The organism is Enterobacter sp. 118C5 (genome assembly GCF_034107645.1).
GTDB classification, from domain to species: Bacteria; Pseudomonadota; Gammaproteobacteria; order Enterobacterales; family Enterobacteriaceae; genus Enterobacter; species Enterobacter nematophilus.
Window position 1 is genome coordinate 43,128 of sequence record NZ_JAWNEU010000016.1, and the last position, 20,174, is coordinate 63,301.

A 20,174-nucleotide genomic window follows, 5' to 3' on the forward strand; every position below is an offset into this window, starting at 1 on the left:
AATATCATAAAAATATGTCTTTTTCTTACCAGCGAGACCATGGCGGACATGTTATTGATCGCCACTCTGGAAGTGCGGAAATACACAAACTGGAGAGTGCGTATATGCAAAAAAAAAGACTGGCTTATTTTTTCATCTCGCTGGCCGCTGTGTCTCAAAGCATGAGTCCTGTATTTGCTGGTGAGCAGGCAATTACGGCAAAAAATCACGTAACGGCTATTCCACTGGAGGAAGTTGATCATTATCTGAATCAAAATAAAACGCAGGAGACGATTGTTATAGAAGATGCGGCGCTGCTTGATGTTCATATCTCGTATGCTAACCTGCCCGCCGATGCGATAGTGGAAATTGCAGGTAAAGATAACAACGAGGTCTACCGCTATGCGGCTGAGAAAATCCTGAGCGGCTCGGATGAGCACCATGTCAGTTTCGATGCATTATCCGTCTTTGGCGATAGCGTAACGGTACGGTTGTTGGCTGCAGATGGTTCTGCGCTTCCCTCTTCCCGGCAGGCCGAAATTGCCTTCCAGGTCAGGGGCGAGGCAAAGCTTCAGGATTTGTCATTGTTTAATATCATTCCGGGTGACAAAAACCCGCCCCCGCACTCCTGCTTTAAAGACTCACCTTTTATCTATAACTATACAAAACCCGTCGCGGTGATCCGCGATACCTATGACCGAGAAAAACCGCATTACAACACCGGATGGCGCATCGGCGAAAAAGGGGTTGATGGTGACCTGCTGGTATTAAGCAGTTTCCCGTTAAAAGAAGATAAAAAGGTAAGAACCACAGAGGTCTGGTTTGTTCAGGAGGTTGAGGTCAATCCAAATGATTGCACCAGTTATCAGATAAAGAAAACGGCCAAAGTGAAAGCATTTGGCAAATCATCCAGCAGAGACGGTAAATATCGCTTATTGTCGTTAGATTTTGCGGGTGATAAAGCGCAGGAAGATTTCGTCAAATCACTGGGTTATTTAGGCATTGACCCAAGAGATGAGACGAAGGCTAACGACATTGCCACTCAAAAAACGGAATTTTATCTGCCGCAGGCGCAGTTTAAAAAAGATAATGCACGTTTGTATGACGCTGTGAATAAGTCAGATGGCACCCACTGTGCTATTGAGCTATACGACCGCGAAGCGGGTCAGTTCCGGCATCGTTGTAGCACGTACAACAACGATATGGGCAATAAGAACAACCCTATGAAGCCTGGCGTAGGTGCGCCGCTGATCGATAACTACACGCAGCGCGTTCTGGCTCTCAGTACCAGCGGTGAGCTGGTGAATGGTTATAACCAGGCGATGCCGATTGCCCGGATCTGGCCGCAGATTAAAGAATTCTTTCCTGATGGCGCGATTCCCGATACGTCTTTTATCATTAAAGACCAGGTGGCTGCCGCCCAGAAATCATTGAAAGGCTATGCGAGCGTCAATGTGGCGCAGGTCATTCCGGATCCGGGCTCCATACCCGATGTTTCCCAGTTTGCCTGCAAATGGTGGCTACCCGCAGGGGTTAAAGCATCCGAACCCAACCCGGAGAGCAGTACAATGTTACTCTATGAAAAAACTGGCGCTGTTACCGACCCGCTAATGGCCTGGTGTGATATCAAAGGCGGGGAGCAAAAATATCGACCACAATGGGTTATGACCGCCATTCCTTAAGCATGTAATGCGTCAGGCAACAATTTTTATAAGATGTTGCCTGACAGCTTTGTTAGCTTTTCACTAACGTATTTCCGTTTTTACTGCGCGATGGGAATGGTCCCTTTGATAATCACTAATGTGATCGTCGCCTTTGCGTCCCCTGCTTTCAGCGGGATTTTATATTCACCCGGCTGGGTATAAAGGGCCATGTATTTATCATCCGGCATATCAATGATGACGTCATCGTCTGCGGCGGTGGCTTCGATCCGTTGCAGAAGTTCTGCTTTGGCCAGGGGTTTGTACCATCCGGCAACAATACGATCGTTTTTAATATGAATATCGTTGCTCTCAAGGACGCAGAGCGCATTTTGCTCTCCGCCCTGAAGGCGATAAAGCCGGTTTTCAGTTAAGGAGTCCAGTGACGGACAGACGACCTCTTTTTGCGCCCCCGACTCTGCCAGCGTGTAGCTGAACTTCACTTTCAGGTTGTCACCGTGGCGAACGCCCTGTTTTTTCCATGTGCCACTGTCCCCGGTGAACATGCGAATCCCGTTCGGATTAATACTATAGTTATCTGCAAAAAAGTCATTTCCGTTTATTGAGAAATTGGGTCTGAGATTTAAAGAGGAATCATTGATAATGGTGACGACCGGAGAGTTAATGGAACGGTAATTCTTTTTCTTATAACTACAGTTTTTTCCGTTCGCCTGTAAGTTAACACCGTTATCTTTACTGACAATCATGGCATAGTTGCAGTTAAGACCGTTTTCAATAGATTCGTTCAGCACTATACCATTATCAACGACAATATTCATCACACCGTTATTATCATTTCCTTGCCACAGATGCGAGATAAACTCACTATTGTAATCTTCATTATAGATAACATTGTTAATCGTGAGTTTCAAACGGTCGGGGTTTTCAACATTCATCATGCGCGAGTAATCACTGGCATATACTGACGCTGTTGAAAAAACGCTAAGCATTGCTAATGCTACGGCTGTCTTTGTCATGAAAAAATCCTCTTTGAGAAAAAGAAAAACAACAAGATTACGCAACAGTGACCATACCTTAATGCGTCAGGCCGTAGAATATACCTCCAGATAAAATCATCGTTTATTTATTTTTAACTCATAGATACAGAGAAGATTCTTATTAATCAGAAGACCAGTACCGTCTTATTTTATTCTGAGGAATGAATATAATGCCTTGCCACTATTCAGGCTGGAATAGTAGGCTTAAAAGCCATCTCATATATTTTACCCTGATGAGCGAGACATAAGATGGAACCATCAATTAAACAGACTCATGAAAAAATTCGGGTTTGCGTGCGAACAAACTCTTTTTTATTCGAAAAAGGGCTTGAAGAAATAGCGCGATTTTATTTTATTGCCAGCGATAAAATGCTTTGCATTATCGATGCTGACACGTTTGGTACGACGTTGCGCCTGGTGAAGTATCTGGAGTTCATCAGAAGAATTAAACCCGACATGCTTGTTTTGATCACGGGTCATCATCCCCGAAGCGAGCAGCATAGATGGTATGTGAAAGCAAATGAATCCCTGTCAGGCTGGCGTGAAACCATCGATGCCATGAACTTTATGCTACCCAATCTCGACAGCGTTATTGATTTTTATAAAAGGAAGCATGGTTGAACCACTTTTGCAAAAGGAGGACTAAACGTGAAGTTAAGTTTTTGTATCAGGACGAATATTTTGGCGAAGATGGCCGATGTCACTGAAGCTGAATTAGTTTATGCGCTGATGACGACGGGTGAGCTGTTCGGCGTGAAAATACCGGCACCGTTACCGGGCAGGCATAATGCCAGGACGCGTAGCTTTGATTACAAAGAAGCACTGGATTTTGCTGAAGAAGTGAAAATCGCCCGAGACAGTAAAAGGCAGGTCTGAAAACGTAATAAGACCATCCCTTAATCAAGAGATACCTCAAGCCATTCTTTATATTTACGGCAGCATTGCCCGGATGACTTAGCGTTTTCCTTCAACATTGATAGCGCAATACAAATAACTTCAGCGTATAAGCAATCATCAATACTCCGGGCATACTCGAGTTTTTTACCCAGATAGTGGCTAAGCGAAACATGATCAATGTTAATCCCCTGCAAGGATAAATGCGTGGCGGCGTCGCCAATGAGTATTGATGCTTGTTTTTCAGGATAAACGTTATTCATAAATTTTAGCCCTGCGCTCCGTAAAGAAATATTCGACAGGTAGGATTCAGGGGGGCTTATGCCCCCCTGTTTACAAAAACACCTCAGAATGAATTAACGTGTTTACCAATCACAGCTACTTGAGCCCGTATTTTTAAACGTTTTTGATTCCGTCTTTCCTCTGATACCGTCTTTATTAACTGGCGTCACATAAAGTGTGACTTCCCCCCAGTAGCCTAACGTAACGCCTTGTACGTTGGAAACCACGGTGCTCCCCCACTTCCACTGAAATATCGTGTTGCCTTCAGACGCACCGCCATTCGCATTGTAAGTGTACGTTGCCGTTATTCTGTTACAGGCTCCGGTTCTGCCGCTGTAGCCCAGGTTTGTAACGAAAGGCGCAGGCTTAGATCTTATGGTAACAGCGCCACTAAAGGCCTCGGTGCCAGATAAGGACTGCCCTGAACCTTTAGGCGTCACGACCACCCGCACGTCATAGCCCGCATAGCTGTCCGGCAGCGTGAACGTTTTTGCCGTGCCGCCTGCGACATCCCTCCACGTCTGGCCATCCTTCCACTGCCACTGGAAGCTGGAGATGTCCGTACCGGTCCCGTTTGCCGTGAAGGTGTATTCCGCCCTCAATGTCTGCCCCACCTCCGGCGTGCCGGAGATCCTCAGCCCCGTCACAGACGGCATACCATACACCGCTACCGCCGGGCTGTTCTGTACCGCACCGGTCAGCGACGGCTGGCTGCTGCCCTTCGGCGTTACCATTACCCGCACGTTGTAACCTGCATAGCTGTCCGGCAACGTGAACGTGCTTGCCGTGCCGCCTGCAGCATTCTTCCATGTTGCACCATCCTGCCACTGCCACTGGAAGCTGGAGATGTCCGTACCGGCCCCGTTTGCCGTGAAGGTGTATTCCGCACTCAGGGTCTGCCCCACCTTCGGCGTGCCGGAGATCCTCAGGCCCGCCACAGACGGCGCGTCATAGGCTGCCATCGTCGGACTATCCTGTACCGCACCGGTCAGCGACGGCTGGCTGCTGCCTTTCGGCGTTACCACCACCCGCACGCTGTAGCCCGCATAGCTGTCCGGCAGCGTAAACGTTCTTGCCGTGCCGCCTGCGGCATTCTTCCATGTTGCACCATCCTGCCATTGCCACTGGAAGCTGGAGGCGTCCGTACCGGCCCCGTTTGCCGTGAAAGTATATTCCGCACTCAGGGTCTGCCCCACCTTCGGCGTGCCCGAGATATGCAGATTGGTTATTGACGGCGCACCATAGGCATCCACCGCCGGGCTGTGCTGTGTCTCGCCCTGCAGCTGAGGCTGGCTGCTGCCCTCCGGAATTACCGTCACTTTAATACTGTAACCCGCATCCTCGGTCCGGAGGGTGTATTCCCGACCCGTGGCCCCCTCGATCGGCATCCAGCTGGTTCTCTCATACCTTCCCCAGATAAAGGTGGATTTATCCGTACCGCTTCCGTTTGACGTGAAGGTGTATTCCGCCCTCAGGGTCTGCCCTACCTTCGGCGTGCCGGAAATCTTCAGGCCCGACACCGACGGCGCGCCATATACCGCGACCGCTGAACTTTCCTGCGCCACTCCGGCCGGTGACGGGTGACTGCTGCCCTTCGGCGTCACCACCACCCGCACGCTGTAGCCCGCATAGCTGTCCGGCAGCGTAAACGTTCGTGCCGTATTGCCAGCGGCTGCCGCATTCCTCCATGCCTCTCCGTCCTTCCACTGCCACTGGAAGGTGGACGCATCCGGCCCGGTGCCGTTTGCCGTGAAGGTGTATTCCGCCCTCAGGGTCTGCCCCACCCTCGGCGTGCCGGAGATGTGCAGATTGGTTACCGACGGCGCGCCATAAACGTCTACCGACGGGCTGCTCTGTACCGCTCCGGCCAGTGCCGGATGGCTGCTGCCCGTCGGCGTCACCACCGCCTTAATGCTGTAACCCGCATCTCCGGCCTGGAGGGTATATTCCCGGCCGTTGGCCCCATCGATCGGCATCCAGCTGGTTCCCTCGTATCTCGCCCAGATATAGGTTGAGGCATCGGCACCGCTTCCGTTCGCCGTGAAGGTATATTCCGCCCTCAATGTCTGTCCCACCTCCGGCGTGCCGGAAACGTGCAGATCTGTCACCGATGGCGCACCGTAAACATCTACCGCCGGGCTGTGCTGCACCGCCCCGACCAGCGACGGCTGACTGCTGCCCTCCGGTATTATCGTTACTTTAATGCTGTAACCAGCGTCCCCCGCCTGGAGGGTGTATTCCCGGCCGTTGCCCCCTTCGATCGGCATCCAGCTGGTTCTCTCATACCTCGCCCAGATATAGGTTGAAGCATCCGCACCGGTTCCGTTCGCCTTGAAGGTGTATTCTGCCCTCAGGGTCTGCCCCACCTCCGGCGTGCCGGATGTGCGCACGTCCTCCACCACTGGCGTGCCGTAAGCCGTCACCGCCTGGCTCTCCTGGATCGTTCCGGTCAGCGACGGGTGACTGCTGCCCTTCGGCGTCACCACCACCCGCACGCTGTAGCCCGCATAGCTGTCCGGCAGCGTGAACGTTCGTGCCGCATTGCCAGCGGCTGCCGCATTCTTCCAGGTCTCACCGTCCTTCCACTGCCACTGGAAGGTGGACGCATCCGCCCCGCTCCCGTTTGCCGAGAAAGTGTATTCCGCACTCAGGGTCTGCCCCACCTTCGGCGTGCCGGAGATATGCAGGTCTGTCACCAACGGCGCGCCGTAAATCTCCACGCCGGATTCGCCTTTTTTGCCGTTGACCGTGGCGCTCACCGTGATGGTTCCACCGGTATTTTTCGTGGTGACGGTCATCGTACCCGAGCCTTCTGTTCCGGTGATGGCGCTGGTCTCCCCCCGGGCCACCAGCTCAGGTTTGTCGATATCCCAGACAATCGCCTCGCCTACTACCGCACGGCCAAAGCGGTCCTTCGCCGTGGCGGTGTAGGTAATGGTGTTCAGTCCGTTAGCCTCCACGCTGGCCGCGCTGGCAGTGACCGTCACGGCTGACGCCTTCCCGATGACCGGCTCCGTTTTCGACGACGCCTTATAGCCCTCTTTTTTGGCCGCGTTGGTGGCGGTTACCGCGACAAACAGCGTTGCCCCCGTATCCTGCTCTGTCAGGGTATAGCTGGCCTCTTTCGCACCGCTGATGCCCCCGGACGCGTTGTTGATTTCACGTCCCCACTGGTAGCTCAGCGTCACCTCGCCGCCGCCGTTCTGCTCCACGTCCACCTTCTCAACGCTTACCGTGTCACCCACCTTCAGCCCGGCGGTTTTGCTCAGCGTGATGCTTTTGATCGTCGGAATTCCCTGCAACGCCACGCCGGACTCGCCTTTTTTGCCGTTGACCGTGGCGCTCACCGTAACGGTTCCGCCGGTATTTTTCGTGGTGACGGTCATCATCCCTACGCCTCCGGTTCCGGTGACGGCGCTGGTTTCTCCCCGGCTCACCAGCTCCGGCTTGTCGATGTCCCAGACGATCGCCTCGCCCACTACCGCACGGCCGAAGCGGTCCTTCGCCGTGGCGGTATAGGTTATGGTGCTCAGCCCGTTCGCATCCACGCTGTCCGCGCTGGCGGTTACCGTCACATCTGACGCCTTCCCGGTGACCGGCTCCGTTTTCGACGACGCCTTATCGCCTTCATTTTTGGCCGCGTTGGTGGCGGTCACCACCACAAAGAGAGTCGCCCCCGTATCCTGTTCCGTCAGGTGATAACTGTCCGACGTGGCGGCATCGATCGCTCCCTCGTCACGGTGCCACTGGTAGCTCAGCGTCACCTCACCGCCGCCGTTCTGCTCCACGTCCACTTTTTCCACGCGTACCGTGTCGCCCACCTTCAGCCCGGCGGTTTGGTTCAGCGTGATGCTGCGGATAATCGGGTAACCGTTGAGCGTCAGCTGCGTCGCTTGTTTTTGCCCGCCAATGTCGACCTCTATTTGCGCATTGCCCCCCGCTGATGCGGTCGTAAACGTGGCTGTCGCTTTGCCTTCTGCATCGGTTTTTTCAACCGCGTTGCTCAGCGCGCCAAACTGCTGCGTGATGAGCGTCCACGTTACGGGAGCGTCCGGTACGCTATTGTTGTGCTCATCCAGCGCGATAGCGGTCAGCGTCGAAGTGCTGCTCCCATTGGCATTCAGCGTATCTGGGGTACCTTTGAGCTCGACATGATTCACCTTCCCGACATTCACACTGATGATCTTCTGCACTTCACCGGCGGAGACTTTCACCTCCGATGGCGCTTTTTCAGGTACGACCACGGTTGCACTGGCAATACCGTGCTCATCGCTGTCTCCGGTGGGCGCTTCCCGGAACTGACTCCCTTCTATCCGCCAGGTGATAGCCTGTTTACGGCTGATAACCGCGTTATCAAACCGGTCATACAGCTGCGCGCTGACGGTTTTATCCTCACCGCCTGCAACCGCGTTTTCCGGGACGTCCAGCACCACTTTTGCCACCGGACCCGGCTCAAGGCTTACGGGCGCTGACGGGCTACTCACGGTATCTACCGTGGCGTTCACCACCCACTTTTCTGCTGCTTTTTGCGGCGCGATAAGTGCGATGGATGCTCTTCCCTCGCTATCCGTTTTGCCGCTCAGGGTTTCACCGTTACTGCTCCACGTGACGTTTTTCTCAACCGTCAGAGGCTTACCATCCTGATCGGTAACTTCAATCGTGAACGTCTTTTCTGTGGCAACTTCTGCACGCTCGGGAGACTCTACGAAGCGGATGGCAAGCGGGTGGGCAAAATCGACAACCAGCGCCATCTTCTCCTGCTGAGCATTGTTATCACTGGCGGTGCTCAGGGTCTGGCTCCCGCCAGGCGGGATCAGCGAGGCCGTGATTTCATCTTCACCATCCGCCATGATGTTTTCTATTTTTACCAACGCCTGACCGTGCTCATCGGTGCGTACGCTGTTTTGCGACAACGAGCCAAGCGAGTTCCTGCTCTGCCAGTACACCATCTGTTCGGTCAGAGGGGAGCCCTGACCGTCTTTCACCTCGGCTAACACCAGCAACGCCCCGTGACTCTCTTCGAAGAACTTCACGCTGCCGTCACGGCGGATCTCACCGGGTGAAAGCAGATGATCGATACGCAGGGTAGTTATCGTTGCGCTACCGGTAATTTTCGCCGTTCCGCTCTCCCCGGGTATTCCTTTTTTGTTGACCGGCGTAACTTCGAAGATCACCGTGCGGGCCATATCACGCGTTTGCACCTCATACGTAGCACTCCCTTCCTTCAGCGTCTCGCCTGATACTGCGTCATACCACCGCAGCCGGGTTTGCTCAGGATCTTCATCTTCCCCTTCATTGCTTTTATAGAGGTAACTTCCCTCCAGGATCTTGCCGGGTGACATGACACCCTTAATGGCAACGTTTTCGACGGAAGGGGCAAAATCGCCCGGCGTAACGGTCAGGTGATAGCTGGCGGAACTTAGCACGTGCTCCGGATCGACAGGTGACGTTTCCGTCGCGGTGATGGTGACATCGCCCCGATGCGTTGGGTTCACCAGACCTCTGCCCGGCTCCACGGTGGCGATCGCCGTACTGGAGGAGGTGTAGCGAATGACGCCCCCCTGCCCACCTTTCACCGCGTGAAGAAGCGGCACGCCAGCCTGCGTGGTTTTTTCCGTAGGGCTGAAATAGAGGCGTCTGTCTTTTTCTTCCTGCTTATAGGCGAGAACGATGTTGTTATTACGGGTGACGAACTCCGTGCGGGACTGCATCAGCGATGGCAACGCCGCCGCATTTTCACTTGCCAGCATCTCGGAAAGTTTTCGGCCAAACTCCCAGTGGAAATTCAGCCCCACAGAGAAGTTATCCCGCTGGCCACTGATCATGCTCTGCTCCGCGCTGATCCCCACCAGCGGCACAGGTTGCCACTTAAGCCCGAGGTTAAGCCCGTGAGGATTGTGGCTGGCTTCGCTGCGGCTGCCGTTAACGTCCACTTTGTCGCCATACCACTGGAACCAGCCCAATTTGAGCGCAACGTGCTGTGAAAGGGCCGTCTCCAGATTGAGATCCCAGCCGCGGGCGGCACGTTCATACAGTTCATAGCGGTCGGGATCGTCATTAAACATGCTGTCGTCAGAATGACGCCAGCCGCTCAGGGGCAGGTAGTAGTTCGCGGACGCACGAATCCCATCGCTCCACAGCTCGGCGCCTGCCCCCATTCGGTTATGGTGGCGCGTGACATCCTGATCGAAAAAGAGGTTTCCACCCGCCATCAGATGCGGGTTAAAGGTATGTCGCCAGCCCAGGCCAACGTTAAGGATATCGCGCTCGTTCCAGCGGTGTGCGCTCATCTGAGTGAACAGAATGTCATGTTGCCAGATCTTAACCGGCCACAGATAGTCCAGCCCAAAATCGCGGCTATCGCTCCCGCCAATACCGACGTCTGCCGTAACGCGGGCTTTCCCGCCGATATTGTTTAACCACGCTTCCACTTCCTGGGTTAACGCGGCATTCACCTCGCTGTTTGCCGCACCGCGCAAGGCATCGCCCGCGCCGTTTTGTTGGGCGCTTCCCCACATGCCGGCCATTTTATCCCGCAGGGGTTGATTGCTTTCGCTTTCAACGGTTGCGTGAGTTTCAGTTTGCGCCCGCGCGACGGGGGGAACCGTGAGTAAAAAGATGGAAAATAAATAATGTAAGAGGATTATCCACACGGATAATTTTTGACGTAAAGAACAGTACGAAACACCGGGCATTGTGACGCATCCCTTATTAATTAAACTCCCTGGTTAGTGATATTAAGTTCCAGATAATTCCTAAACTCCATACAGCACTCAGGAGATGTTCATGAGATTTTCCGTCTCTCATTAAATTCAATAGTTACGCGTTGATGTTTAACAACTCTTTCAGCCCACTTCATAAATCCCTCAGCCTAATTTCAGCCTTATATTTTCCGGAGCAGGTAATTCTCAACACCGACCAGACACCTCGCAATTTTATTGCTGACCGTCTCCTTATGCAGGTTTTCCCCTAATGGCAGGATGCTCCCGGCAATACTCTGGATGTCATTTTTATAAGGAAGATCGTTGACATGAATAAAACTGGACTGGCCCTGCTTATTTGTGCACTACTGAGTGCTCCCGCTTTTGCGCAAAATGCCGTCACGCACGAGCAAGCCTGGGAAGGCACTTCGTATCTCTCCGTTATCGTGAAATTAAAACCCGGCACGACTCTTAATAAGTCTTCACCCTTCTCATTACGCGACAGTACCCTCACCGTGAGTCCGTTATTTACGGCAAATCATTTGCGCAGCAGTGAATTAAGCGAGATGGATGCGCTTAATGAACGCTACGGCTTTAATCGTTATTTACGTATAGCCCTGCCAGCCGATAAGCAACATGACGCGGCCTATATCAATAACGTAATTAATGAACTGGCGACGCGACAAGATATTGAGCTGGCTTACCCGGAATCCATGCCGGTGTCGCTGGAAAAGGGTGTCAATGTTCCCGACGTGCCGCCCTATTCCGGGCTGAGCTATGCCCTGAACAGTACCAGCCAGGCCACCGTCCCGGACTTTCGTGGATTGCAGGATTACAGCAAATCGCCAGAGGAAAAACGGCCCGGCTACTATATGGGTGGCGTTAATCGCGACAGCGTGAGTCAGTATTCAGGGCACGATGGTAGCGGCATTTCGCTGGTCTCAATGGAAAACAACGCGTGGAATACCAGCCATGTGAATTTGCCGCCGATCGATTTCCATGAAGGGGACAAGCGCTATACGCCGGGCGAAGATCACGACACCAGCTCCGTCGGGATTATGGCGGCGAAAGATATCAATGCGGGCATCAAAGGCCTGACGTGGAACGCCCGTATGGGATACGTCAAATGGCAGGCCAATAATCTCTACAATATGATTCCCAGACTCCAGGCAGGCGATGTGGTGCAAATTGGTATGCAGACCGGCGGAGGAGATGTGACAGGCTGTTCATCCGCTTGCTATGTCCCCCAGGAAAACGCTCCAGCCTATTATGACGTGATAAAAGCGCTGACGGATAAGGGCGTGCACGTTATTCAGGCGGCAGGCAATGGTAATATCAACCTCGATCACGCCGGATTTAATGGCAAATTTGACGTTAAGAAGCGGGATTCCGGCGCGATCATTGCGGGCGCGTTTTGTGCAAACAATGGCAAAAAAGCCTCTTTCAGCACATATGGCTCACGCGTGACCAGCGCCAGCTGGGGCTGCTGGGATGTGGTTACGACGGGTTACGGCGGTTTGCATAGCATAAAAAATGCGGAATACACCTCAAGTTTCTCCGGCACGTCCTCCGCGAACCCGATTATCGCAGGCGTGGTCGCCAGCCTGTCGGCCATTGCAAAAGCTCACAATATCACCGTCACGCCTCAACAGATGCGTTCCATCCTGCAGGAAACCGGTACACCTTTAGCGGCAGGGGATTCAGCGAAAGTAGGTACTCACCCAAATATGGCGAAAGCGGTAGCCAGGATTCTGGAACTCAAAGAAGAAGAGCAGGAGGAAGTAAAGGCAGTGCCTGGAGAAAGCTTTAGCGTTACCGGCACGACCGATTCCTCCCGGGCGTATCAGTTAGACGGGAGCGCCAGCAAGAATGCCGTCTCCTGGAAATGGACCATCGACAAAAACAGTGCAGACAAATTCTGGCTACAGGAGAAACATGCCGGAGGCTGGATACGTGAATTTTCAGGCCCTACCGTCCGGGCACTCATTCCCGCTAATACTGACGGAGAAGCAACCTACTGGTTAACCGTCACGGGCAAAGACGGAAGCGTGAGCGCTGAGAAGATCACCGTAACGGTGAAAAAACCGCAGTTACCTGATATTCCTGATGACGGCGCAGAAGCGTATAACCCACGGATCGCCTACCCGGTGAAATGTACCCGCGTATCGCATAACGGCAAAATCTGGCTGAACCAGTGGTATGTCAACGCAGGACAAGAGGAGCCGGGACGCGGCGGTGAGTGGGGGGCATGGCGAGCGTCGGATGCAGCCAATAATAGCTGCCCTTAAATACCCTTTTGGTTAACATAATAGTAAAGCCTGGATATAAGCCAGGCTTTATTTTATTAACTCAACGCTCAGGAAAACCGTAAAAAAGACATTTCTTAACAACCGTACTCGCTCAGATTTTATTAATAAGCGTAAAGGACTGAAATTGGCAGTACTATTTCATACCCTGTCGCGCTCCGCCCTCTTTACAACACGAACGGTCGCTCTTCTCTGCCGAAACTCCCCGACTCTTAATGGCTCAGAGAAGTCTCTTATTCAAGCCGGCTGTCTCCTCCCGTTACTATTTGTCCCTGTTATCACACGGTAATAACGCCTTTTTTACCTGCGCTGCAGGTGAGATTTACCTCTCGTTATTGTTCAGTAATTAATAAGGGAACTTATGAAATTAACAGGATCTGCTTTTGTCCTTGCCACTTTACTGGCAGGGGCGGGCGTCAGCGTTTCAGCTAACGCCGCCACGACCTCGCCATCGGCAAACTGTGTACAGGGCCACCAGAACTGCATGAAAGAACTAGGCACGCTGGAACGCGGTGTCAACGGTGAGAAAGTGAAGGTCGTTGAAGGGCAAACGATTCGTGCGCGCTTCTTTAACGACGGAACCGAACTGCCAAACCTGGAAACGCGCGTCACCATTCTTGCTGGCGAAGAGGCCCACTGGTCCTACGCCCTCGCCCAGGCTATCAACCAGCAGCACCCCGAACTGCGTGCCGGTTTCAGGCACAGCAACGGCGAGATTACGCCCGATGAGTCTCAGTCGAATAAGGTGTATGCCAAAGAGAACAGCCCCCTCAGTCACGTAGAAGTGTCCTTCAATTAATTCAGGGAAGATTATTTTGAAACTACTCAAGATGAATAATATTACGTCGGCGTTAGCCGTGGCATTGATTGGCATGTATTCCACGGGCGCACTGGCGCACGGCTATGTTTTTGAACCAAAATCCCGTTCGGTGATTCATTTCCCGCCGGTGATAAGTGCGGATCCGAATAAAGATCATCAGCAAGTCTGGCCTGCTGACGCCGTGGAAGCGCCGAAGCTCCCGGCTGGCAACGATATGAGCCCAACTCCGATCGCTAACGAACAGGTGTTCCAATTCCCGCCGGATGGAAAACTGGCAAGCGGTGGTTCAACGGCAACTCCCGCCTTCAGCAAGCTTGATGACGAAAAGCAGAATACCTACAACAACCCGATGTCTGCGGGTCCGCACCAGTTTAAATGGCATTTACCGGCTAAGCACCGCACCACCTATTTTACCTACTACATCACTAAGCCGGACTGGCAGTCAGTTCCGGGTGCGGATTCGCGCCTGACCAGAGCGATGTTTGAAGATAAACCTTTCTGCCACAAGGTTTATACCTATGCGCCAGGCAACCCGTCGGCCGATATTTCGCTCCCGACAGGTTTCGAAACCCACACCTGCGACGTACCGGAGCGTGAAGGTAAGCAGAAAATTTATGCCGTCTGGCGCGTGCGTGATACCGATAACGCATTTTATCAGATGATTGACGTCGATTTCGGCGGTGAAGTCATTACCAAACCGGTGGCCAGCGTCACGCCATCCAGCCATAACCTGTCAACCAGCGCGCTGTCGCTGGACGGTAGCGCCTCAACGGGGAAAGAGCTGAAGTACAGCTGGGCCGTCACCAGCAATGCCGATAAGGTCATTCTGGAAAACAGCACCAGTGCTAAAGCCAGCATTCGCCTGAAGGCTAAACCTGAGAGCGATTTTAGCGTCAACGTGAAGCTGACCGTCACCAACGATAAAAACGTGAGTGATTCAAAAACCGTTACCCTGAATGCCAAAGCTGAAGCGGATAGCACGGCACCGGTGGCGAAAGCAGGCAGTGACTTCACCGTTAACAGCAACAGTGAATCCCGAGGTTATGATCTTAACGGTTCCGCAAGCGTCAATGCTGAAAAATATCAATGGACTATCGTTTCCGGTCAGGACTTTGGTGCTTTGCAGGTCGCTAACGGTGGCGAATGGGTTTCAACCGTCCACGCGGCAAAAGCCCGCGCGCTGATTAAACCTGGCAAAATCGGTAAAGTGACCTATCGCCTGACGGTGACGGCCAAAAATGGCAAAACCAGCACCGACGATATCACCGTGACCGTGAAGGATGCACAGCAGGCTTCTGATGTGCAGATCAATACGGGCAACAACCAGGACACCATTGTTGGCAGTGACATTATTGCTGCCGCCGTCGTGTCAAAAAACAATGATTCCTTAAAGGGGTCAAAAGTTGAATGGTCCGCATTGACACACGCCGATAAGATTCAGATCTCGTCACCAAATGAGTTCAGCACCAACCTTATGGGCAAACATCCGTATACCGACAATGTAGACGTGACGCTGCAGGTGAAAGTGACGGCGCCTGATACCGGTAAAGTCTCCACGGCAACGAAGGTGATCAAACTGCGCCCGACGCAAACCAATGTAAAAGCCTGGGACCACAATAAAACTTACAAGACACCTTGTGAAAAAGTGAGCTATGAGGGCAACATCTGGCTGAACAGCTGGGAAACCCGAGGCGTTAAGCCAGGTTCCGATGGCGAGTGGGGCGTCTGGAAGAAAGAAGGTGCTGCCAACATGCCTAAAGAATGCAAATAATACAGTAAGTTAACTCTGGCCGGGTCTTCACCGACCCGCGCCTGACATTGTCATTCCCCCATGACGCACTCGTTAACTATTTTGCGCCGGAAATCGCCCCTTCGTTCCGGCGCTTTTTTTATCGGTACAAGATCACCCACCCTATCGCGGCGATAATCGGATACGGGCCGAAGGGAAACGGTTGACCGGGCTTAATCCGCAACAGAATCAGCGCCGTGACCAGCGCCAGCAGGGTCGAGGCAACAAAAACATCCAGCAGCGCCAGCGGGCCAAGCCACGCCCCGATCGCCGCCAGCAGTTTCATATCCCCCATCCCCATCCCTTCATGGCCGCGCAACAAACGGAACAGCAAAGAGAGCGTCCAGGGCACGCCAAAGCCCAGCAGAGCGGCGATGAATGCCTGCAATGGCTCCACCCGGCTATAGCCGCTGACGGCAAACGCCAGCGACATCGCCAGCAGCGGGAGCGTCAGACGGTCGGGCAGGAGCATGGTGCGCAGGTCAATAAACAGCAGCGGCAGCAAAAACGTCACCGCCAGCACGTCGAACAGGCTCTGCGGCGTGACGCCCTGCTGCCAGATAATCACCCCGTACAGCAGCGCCATGAGCCCTTCAACCAGCGGATAGCGCCACGATATCGCCTGACCACAGCTGGCGCAGCGCCCGCGCAGCAGCAGCCAGCCAATCAGAGGAACATTGTGGCGAAATTTAATGGGGTGTTTACAGCGTGGGCAATGGGAAGCAGGCCACGATAAAGAGAGTGCTTCACCGTGGAGAATCAAGGGGAGCCGGTAGATAATGACGTTGCAAAAGCTGCCGATAATGGCGCCCAAAAAAACGCTAAAAACGAGTATTACACTCTCAACCATGGTTCCACACTCTGAGGGACATGCAATCTCCGATAATAGCAGAGACTATTCGTTATATTTAGGCAGCCTGTTTGCACGTAAAGTACAAAAGTCTCCGCGCAAGTTCGCCCATTCAATATTCAGATGCGCTTTTGCATATTGTGCCGCTTCTTTCCACAATAATGCCGCAATATGCCACTCCTTTCCCTGCTCATGTTCTGCCGCTCGTGAAGAAAGTGAAAACCACAGGGTAGCAGGATCGCGTTTGTCGCTTTGCCAGTCCATCGTTAAGCCCTTTAGAAAAAATCCCAGCGTATCAATAGCGACGATAAAATAATTGAGCTTAAAATGATAAATACCTGAATAACGCTGAATGCCTCAGTGGGAGAACAACGCTGATTACCAATATCATCCGCTGGCTGGCCTTTTCGGGTCTCTACATCCTGCTGGCATTGCTGAGCTTTCATACGCGGGATAGCTGGAGCCTCTCCACCACGCTCTGGCTTCCGGCGCCGCTGCTTTTCGCCGCGTTATGGCTGACGGCCCCGCGCGAGTGGCCGCTGTGGCTGGCTACCGCGGGCTTGCTGCATGTGTTCGTTGGCGTCTGGATAGGCCGCCCGCTCACGCTGGCATGCCTGTTTGCCCTCTTCGACGTCGCAATATTCCCGCTGTGCGTCGCCGTCTTTCGTCTGAATGCGCAACTGCCTGCGCTGCGTTTTGCGCGCAGGCCGATTATTGGTGAACTGATCTACCCCCTGCAGTTAATTTTCAGCATTTTTTGCGGCAGCCTGCTGCTTAATCTGGCGCTGTTACTGTCAGGGTATCCGATTGCGCCACTGCATTTTTTTTCCTGGGTGCTGGCGGCGTTAACCGGCATTCTCGCCATTTTGCCGCTGCTGCGTGAGAGCCAAATTCCGTCGCACCAGCGGTTTAACGGGCGGGAAGCTCTGCTTCTTGCCGCGAATACCCTTGTGCTGGTGACGGGCTACTTTTTCCTGCCACCGCTCTGGCAGGGGCTCAACCTGCTGCTGGTGCAAACGACGGTGGTTTTACTGAGCGTGTTTGCGCTCTCCGGACGCGGTGTTGGCGCTCTGCTGCTTATTCAATACCTGATTGTGGTGCTGGCGACCCAGCAGCGGGAAGGGATTTTTTACACGCTAACGCCCGATCTTATCCCCGCAATCTGGCAGGCGCAGTGGTATCTGGTATTTTCGGCGATTTTTGCCAACTGTTTATATCAGTACCGCCGCTGGATCCAACAGCAACAGGCACTCGCGGCCAGCACCAGTGCCATCATTATTCGCCTGTCGCAGACGGGTTCATGCGTCGTGTTTCGCCTCTCGATGCCGGAGGAGGAGATTCGCTGGCAAGGCAGCACGGAAGCGCTGTTCCCTGGTGAGGAAAAGACGCTGAGCACCCTGACGCTACTGGACGCACACTGCGATACGCCGTTCCTGCCCGATTTTCGCGCCTGGTACTCACAGCAACGTGAAAGCAGCTTTGCCCGGGAAGTTGTTCTGCAAACGCTGCACGGAAGGCAGATGCGCGGGATGGTGATGTTTCACAGGATCGGCAATACCGCGCATCTGATGGGGGGAGTGAGCCTCTTTCTCACAGCATCCGCTGCAGAATCTCCCGCTGCCCGCTAAAGGTGTATTTCAACACCGCCGCCACATGCCCAAGCAGAATTACGCCCAGCAGGATGCAGCTATAGCGATGCACCTGGAAGAAAAACGCATTCACTTCGGCGATGGCAATCGGGCGGGAAACCGGCACCAGGCCAAACAGGTTGTAATCTTTTTGCAGCATCAAAAAACCGCTAACCAGCACCACCATAATGGTCAGATAAAACAGCTCATGAATAAACACCACCAGCTGTTTTTTACGCCCGGCCACCGTGGCCGGATAGGGTACCGAAGGGCGGAAGAAACGCCAGACGAAACGCACTATCATGATGGGCGTGGCGATGGTACCAAGCGACATATTCAGCACGGAAAAGAAGGTAAACCAGCGGGTTCCTTCCAGCGCGTGCAGAATATAGCCCATGCACATCGCGTAGATAATAACGGCTGCGACCACCCAGTGCAGAAGGCGAGAAAACCGATCGTAACGTTTGGCAATAACCAGAGAAGTTTGCATAGTCGTTGTCCTGTAAAACAAACAGCACGGCTCCCTGCGAAGCCATGCTGTTCTAAAAAAATAGGTTATTCAGCTACCCACAAGTTTTGGGCTCGATCCGGCGACCAATGGCTGGCACCTGTATGGCCAATCTGGCAGCGGTAAACTTTGCTCTCATATAAAACTTTATCCCCTACGGCATAAAGTTTGCCCGGCGTGAATGCGGTAACGTCGCCGTCCTGACCGCCCTCTTCGCCTCCGCCATCGTCATTATCGGGCACGGTAACGTTGACCGGCTGGCTCGGCGTGGCGAAGTTGTTGGCTGCATCATAGGCGATGACCGTATAGCGATAGCTCATGCCCGGCTGGGTTTGGGTGTCGGTAAAGTTGAGTTCACGGGTATCGCCGATCTTTTCCAGACCGCGCCAGACGGCATACCCCGCCACGCCGGTATTATCCTTAGCTGGCAGCCAGCTGAGCGAAACATCCAGCCCATTCAGCGTGGCCTGGACGCCCTGCACCTGTGTTGGCGCCTGAGTATCCGTTTCGTCGCCCCCACCCGGCAGGCTGCCATCAAGGATGCTCTGGTAACGGTTCAGGAATTCATAGCCGTAATGTTGGCCATTTTTAGTGTTGCCATTATCCCAGTTGACTGACCAGGTCATGAGCCCTTTTACCGCCTCATTTTTCGCTTCGAGGCGCGAAAGCGCGTTAAAGACACTCTGCGCGTCTCTCACATAGCCGGTTCCTGCCGCATCCGCATTGGCCGGGAGACCAATCACCAGCTTGTTCGCCGGGATCTTCACATAACCGCGCGTTCCGTTTGCCAGGCTGTCGGTGAGGTAGTAAAGGAAAAGCTCTTTTTGACGGTCGCTGTAGCCCGTACCCCATTCCTGCGGCAGCCACCATTCACCGACTTCGTCCTTCTCCTCCTGCGTCATCATATTCACGCCGTCGCCCGCCTGGTTGTAATACTGTGGAGCGATAAAGTCATACACGCCCTCAAGATTTTGCAGGTAGGCTTTGTAGTTCACCCCGCGATCGGACTGAAGATAAGGGAACTCTGGCGCCATGCTGATGATGAAGTGTTTACCCTGCTGCTGATAATGGGCGCGCACCATTTTCAGCGCCGCCGGGATCACCGTACTGTTGTCAGCCGCGGCAATGGCCGTCTGCTCCAGATCGATATCAAGACCATCAAAACCATAGCGATCGGTCAGGCGAATAATCTCCGCCGCAAGCGCTTCAGTCTGGTCTTTGTTCAATGCAATATGCGCGTCAGCGCCGCCCAGTGAAATTAGCACCGCGCGCCCCTGCTCGTTCAGCTCTGCAACCTGAGCGCGGAACGCTTCATCACTCGCGTTGTAGGGTTTGAAGGTGGGGATCTCACCCTGCCCTTCCATGACTTTCATGAATGCAACGCTGATGACGTTGTAGCCTTTCGGCACTTCACGCAGCGACATATCAGAAGGTAAGCCTCCCTGATAGCCGCGCGCTTTGTCTATCTCTTCCGGGTTGATCCCCCAGTTGTGCCAATAACCTACGAGAATTTTTTTCTGACTGATATCCGGCATCTGTGAGGCGGCGTCGGTTGCGGCCGCATGGCTAAACGTGCTGACCAGCATTCCGCTTAACGCCAGCCCCGCGGCGATTGCGCTCAGAGATATTTTATTTTTCTTTAACATGGGAGATATCCTGCTCCAGGTTTAATAATGAAATCCTGTCCCGCAAGATAGGATATTCATCTCCCTGAAAACA

At 53.4% G+C, this 20,174-nt stretch carries 14 protein-coding genes; 7 read left to right on the forward strand and 7 right to left on the reverse strand.

What is annotated here, in order from left to right; all coding sequences use genetic code 11:
- The first annotated feature begins 104 nt into the window (after window positions 1-104).
- Window positions 105-1,661 (forward strand): hypothetical protein, encoded by a 1,557-nt coding sequence (locus UTO39_RS19665; RefSeq protein WP_320727872.1) that lies wholly within the window; start codon window positions 105-107, stop codon window positions 1,659-1,661.
- Window positions 1,662-1,741: 80 nt separating this feature from the next.
- Here the strand turns inward: UTO39_RS19665 and UTO39_RS19670 are convergent, their stop codons facing one another.
- Window positions 1,742-2,656: a hypothetical protein gene (locus UTO39_RS19670; protein ID WP_320727873.1), complete on the reverse strand. Its 915-nt coding sequence runs from the start codon at window positions 2,654-2,656 to the stop codon at window positions 1,742-1,744.
- Window positions 2,657-2,926: 270 nt separating this feature from the next.
- On the opposite strand from UTO39_RS19670, the gene UTO39_RS19675 reads away from it, so the two are divergent.
- Window positions 2,927-3,298 carry a hypothetical protein gene (locus UTO39_RS19675; protein ID WP_320727874.1) on the forward strand — a complete coding sequence of 124 codons (372 nt, stop codon included), beginning with the start codon at window positions 2,927-2,929 and terminating at the stop codon, window positions 3,296-3,298.
- Between the two features lie 69 nt (window positions 3,299-3,367).
- Window positions 3,368-3,553 carry a hypothetical protein gene (locus UTO39_RS19680; protein WP_151413073.1) on the forward strand — a complete coding sequence of 62 codons (186 nt, stop codon included), beginning with the start codon at window positions 3,368-3,370 and terminating at the stop codon, window positions 3,551-3,553.
- A 20-nt stretch (window positions 3,554-3,573) separates the two neighbouring features.
- Here UTO39_RS19680 and UTO39_RS19685 read toward each other — a convergent pair whose 3' ends face one another.
- Both UTO39_RS19685 and UTO39_RS19690 read right to left on the reverse strand, forming a co-directional pair.
- Window positions 3,574-3,834: a hypothetical protein gene (locus tag UTO39_RS19685; protein WP_320727875.1), complete on the reverse strand. Its 261-nt coding sequence runs from the start codon at window positions 3,832-3,834 to the stop codon at window positions 3,574-3,576.
- A 102-nt stretch (window positions 3,835-3,936) separates the two neighbouring features.
- The gene (locus UTO39_RS19690; protein WP_320727876.1) at window positions 3,937-10,380 is read right to left on the reverse strand and encodes an inverse autotransporter beta domain-containing protein; all 6,444 of its coding nucleotides are present in this window, start codon (window positions 10,378-10,380) and stop codon (window positions 3,937-3,939) included.
- 503 nt (window positions 10,381-10,883) lie between these two features.
- Here UTO39_RS19690 and UTO39_RS19695 point away from each other — a divergent pair.
- The 3 genes from UTO39_RS19695 (at window position 10,884) to UTO39_RS19705 (ending at window position 15,451) form a co-directional block, all read left to right on the forward strand.
- Window positions 10,884-12,842 carry a S8 family serine peptidase gene (locus UTO39_RS19695; RefSeq protein ID WP_320727877.1) on the forward strand — a complete coding sequence of 653 codons (1,959 nt, stop codon included), beginning with the start codon at window positions 10,884-10,886 and terminating at the stop codon, window positions 12,840-12,842.
- 379 nt (window positions 12,843-13,221) lie between these two features.
- Entirely contained in the window at window positions 13,222-13,659 is a 438-nt protein-coding gene (locus UTO39_RS19700) for a hypothetical protein (RefSeq protein ID WP_320727878.1), read from the forward strand.
- Window positions 13,660-13,675: 16 nt separating this feature from the next.
- Complete coding sequence (locus UTO39_RS19705) at window positions 13,676-15,451, forward strand: lytic polysaccharide monooxygenase (protein ID WP_320727879.1); 1,776 nt, start codon at window positions 13,676-13,678, stop codon at window positions 15,449-15,451.
- Window positions 15,452-15,569: 118 nt separating this feature from the next.
- On the opposite strand, the gene UTO39_RS19710 is transcribed toward UTO39_RS19705, so the two are convergent.
- Window positions 15,570-16,319, reverse strand: coding sequence for a prepilin peptidase (locus UTO39_RS19710; RefSeq protein WP_320727880.1), 750 nt, complete (start codon window positions 16,317-16,319; stop codon window positions 15,570-15,572).
- A gap of 45 nt (window positions 16,320-16,364) precedes the next feature.
- Window positions 16,365-16,583, reverse strand: coding sequence for an ANR family transcriptional regulator (locus UTO39_RS19715; RefSeq protein WP_120247323.1), 219 nt, complete (start codon window positions 16,581-16,583; stop codon window positions 16,365-16,367).
- Window positions 16,584-16,750: 167 nt separating this feature from the next.
- Here UTO39_RS19715 and UTO39_RS19720 point away from each other — a divergent pair, with 167 nt between their 5' ends.
- Entirely contained in the window at window positions 16,751-17,947 is a 1,197-nt protein-coding gene (locus tag UTO39_RS19720; protein ID WP_320727881.1) for a hypothetical protein, read from the forward strand.
- On the opposite strand, the gene UTO39_RS19725 is transcribed toward UTO39_RS19720, so the two are convergent.
- Window positions 17,910-18,437: a cytochrome b gene (locus tag UTO39_RS19725; RefSeq protein WP_061099140.1), complete on the reverse strand. Its 528-nt coding sequence runs from the start codon at window positions 18,435-18,437 to the stop codon at window positions 17,910-17,912. The genes UTO39_RS19720 and UTO39_RS19725 overlap by 38 nt on opposite strands.
- A 65-nt stretch (window positions 18,438-18,502) precedes the next feature.
- Window positions 18,503-20,101: a glycosyl hydrolase family 18 protein gene (locus UTO39_RS19730; protein ID WP_320727882.1), complete on the reverse strand. Its 1,599-nt coding sequence runs from the start codon at window positions 20,099-20,101 to the stop codon at window positions 18,503-18,505.
- Window positions 20,102-20,174: the final 73 nt, after the last annotated feature.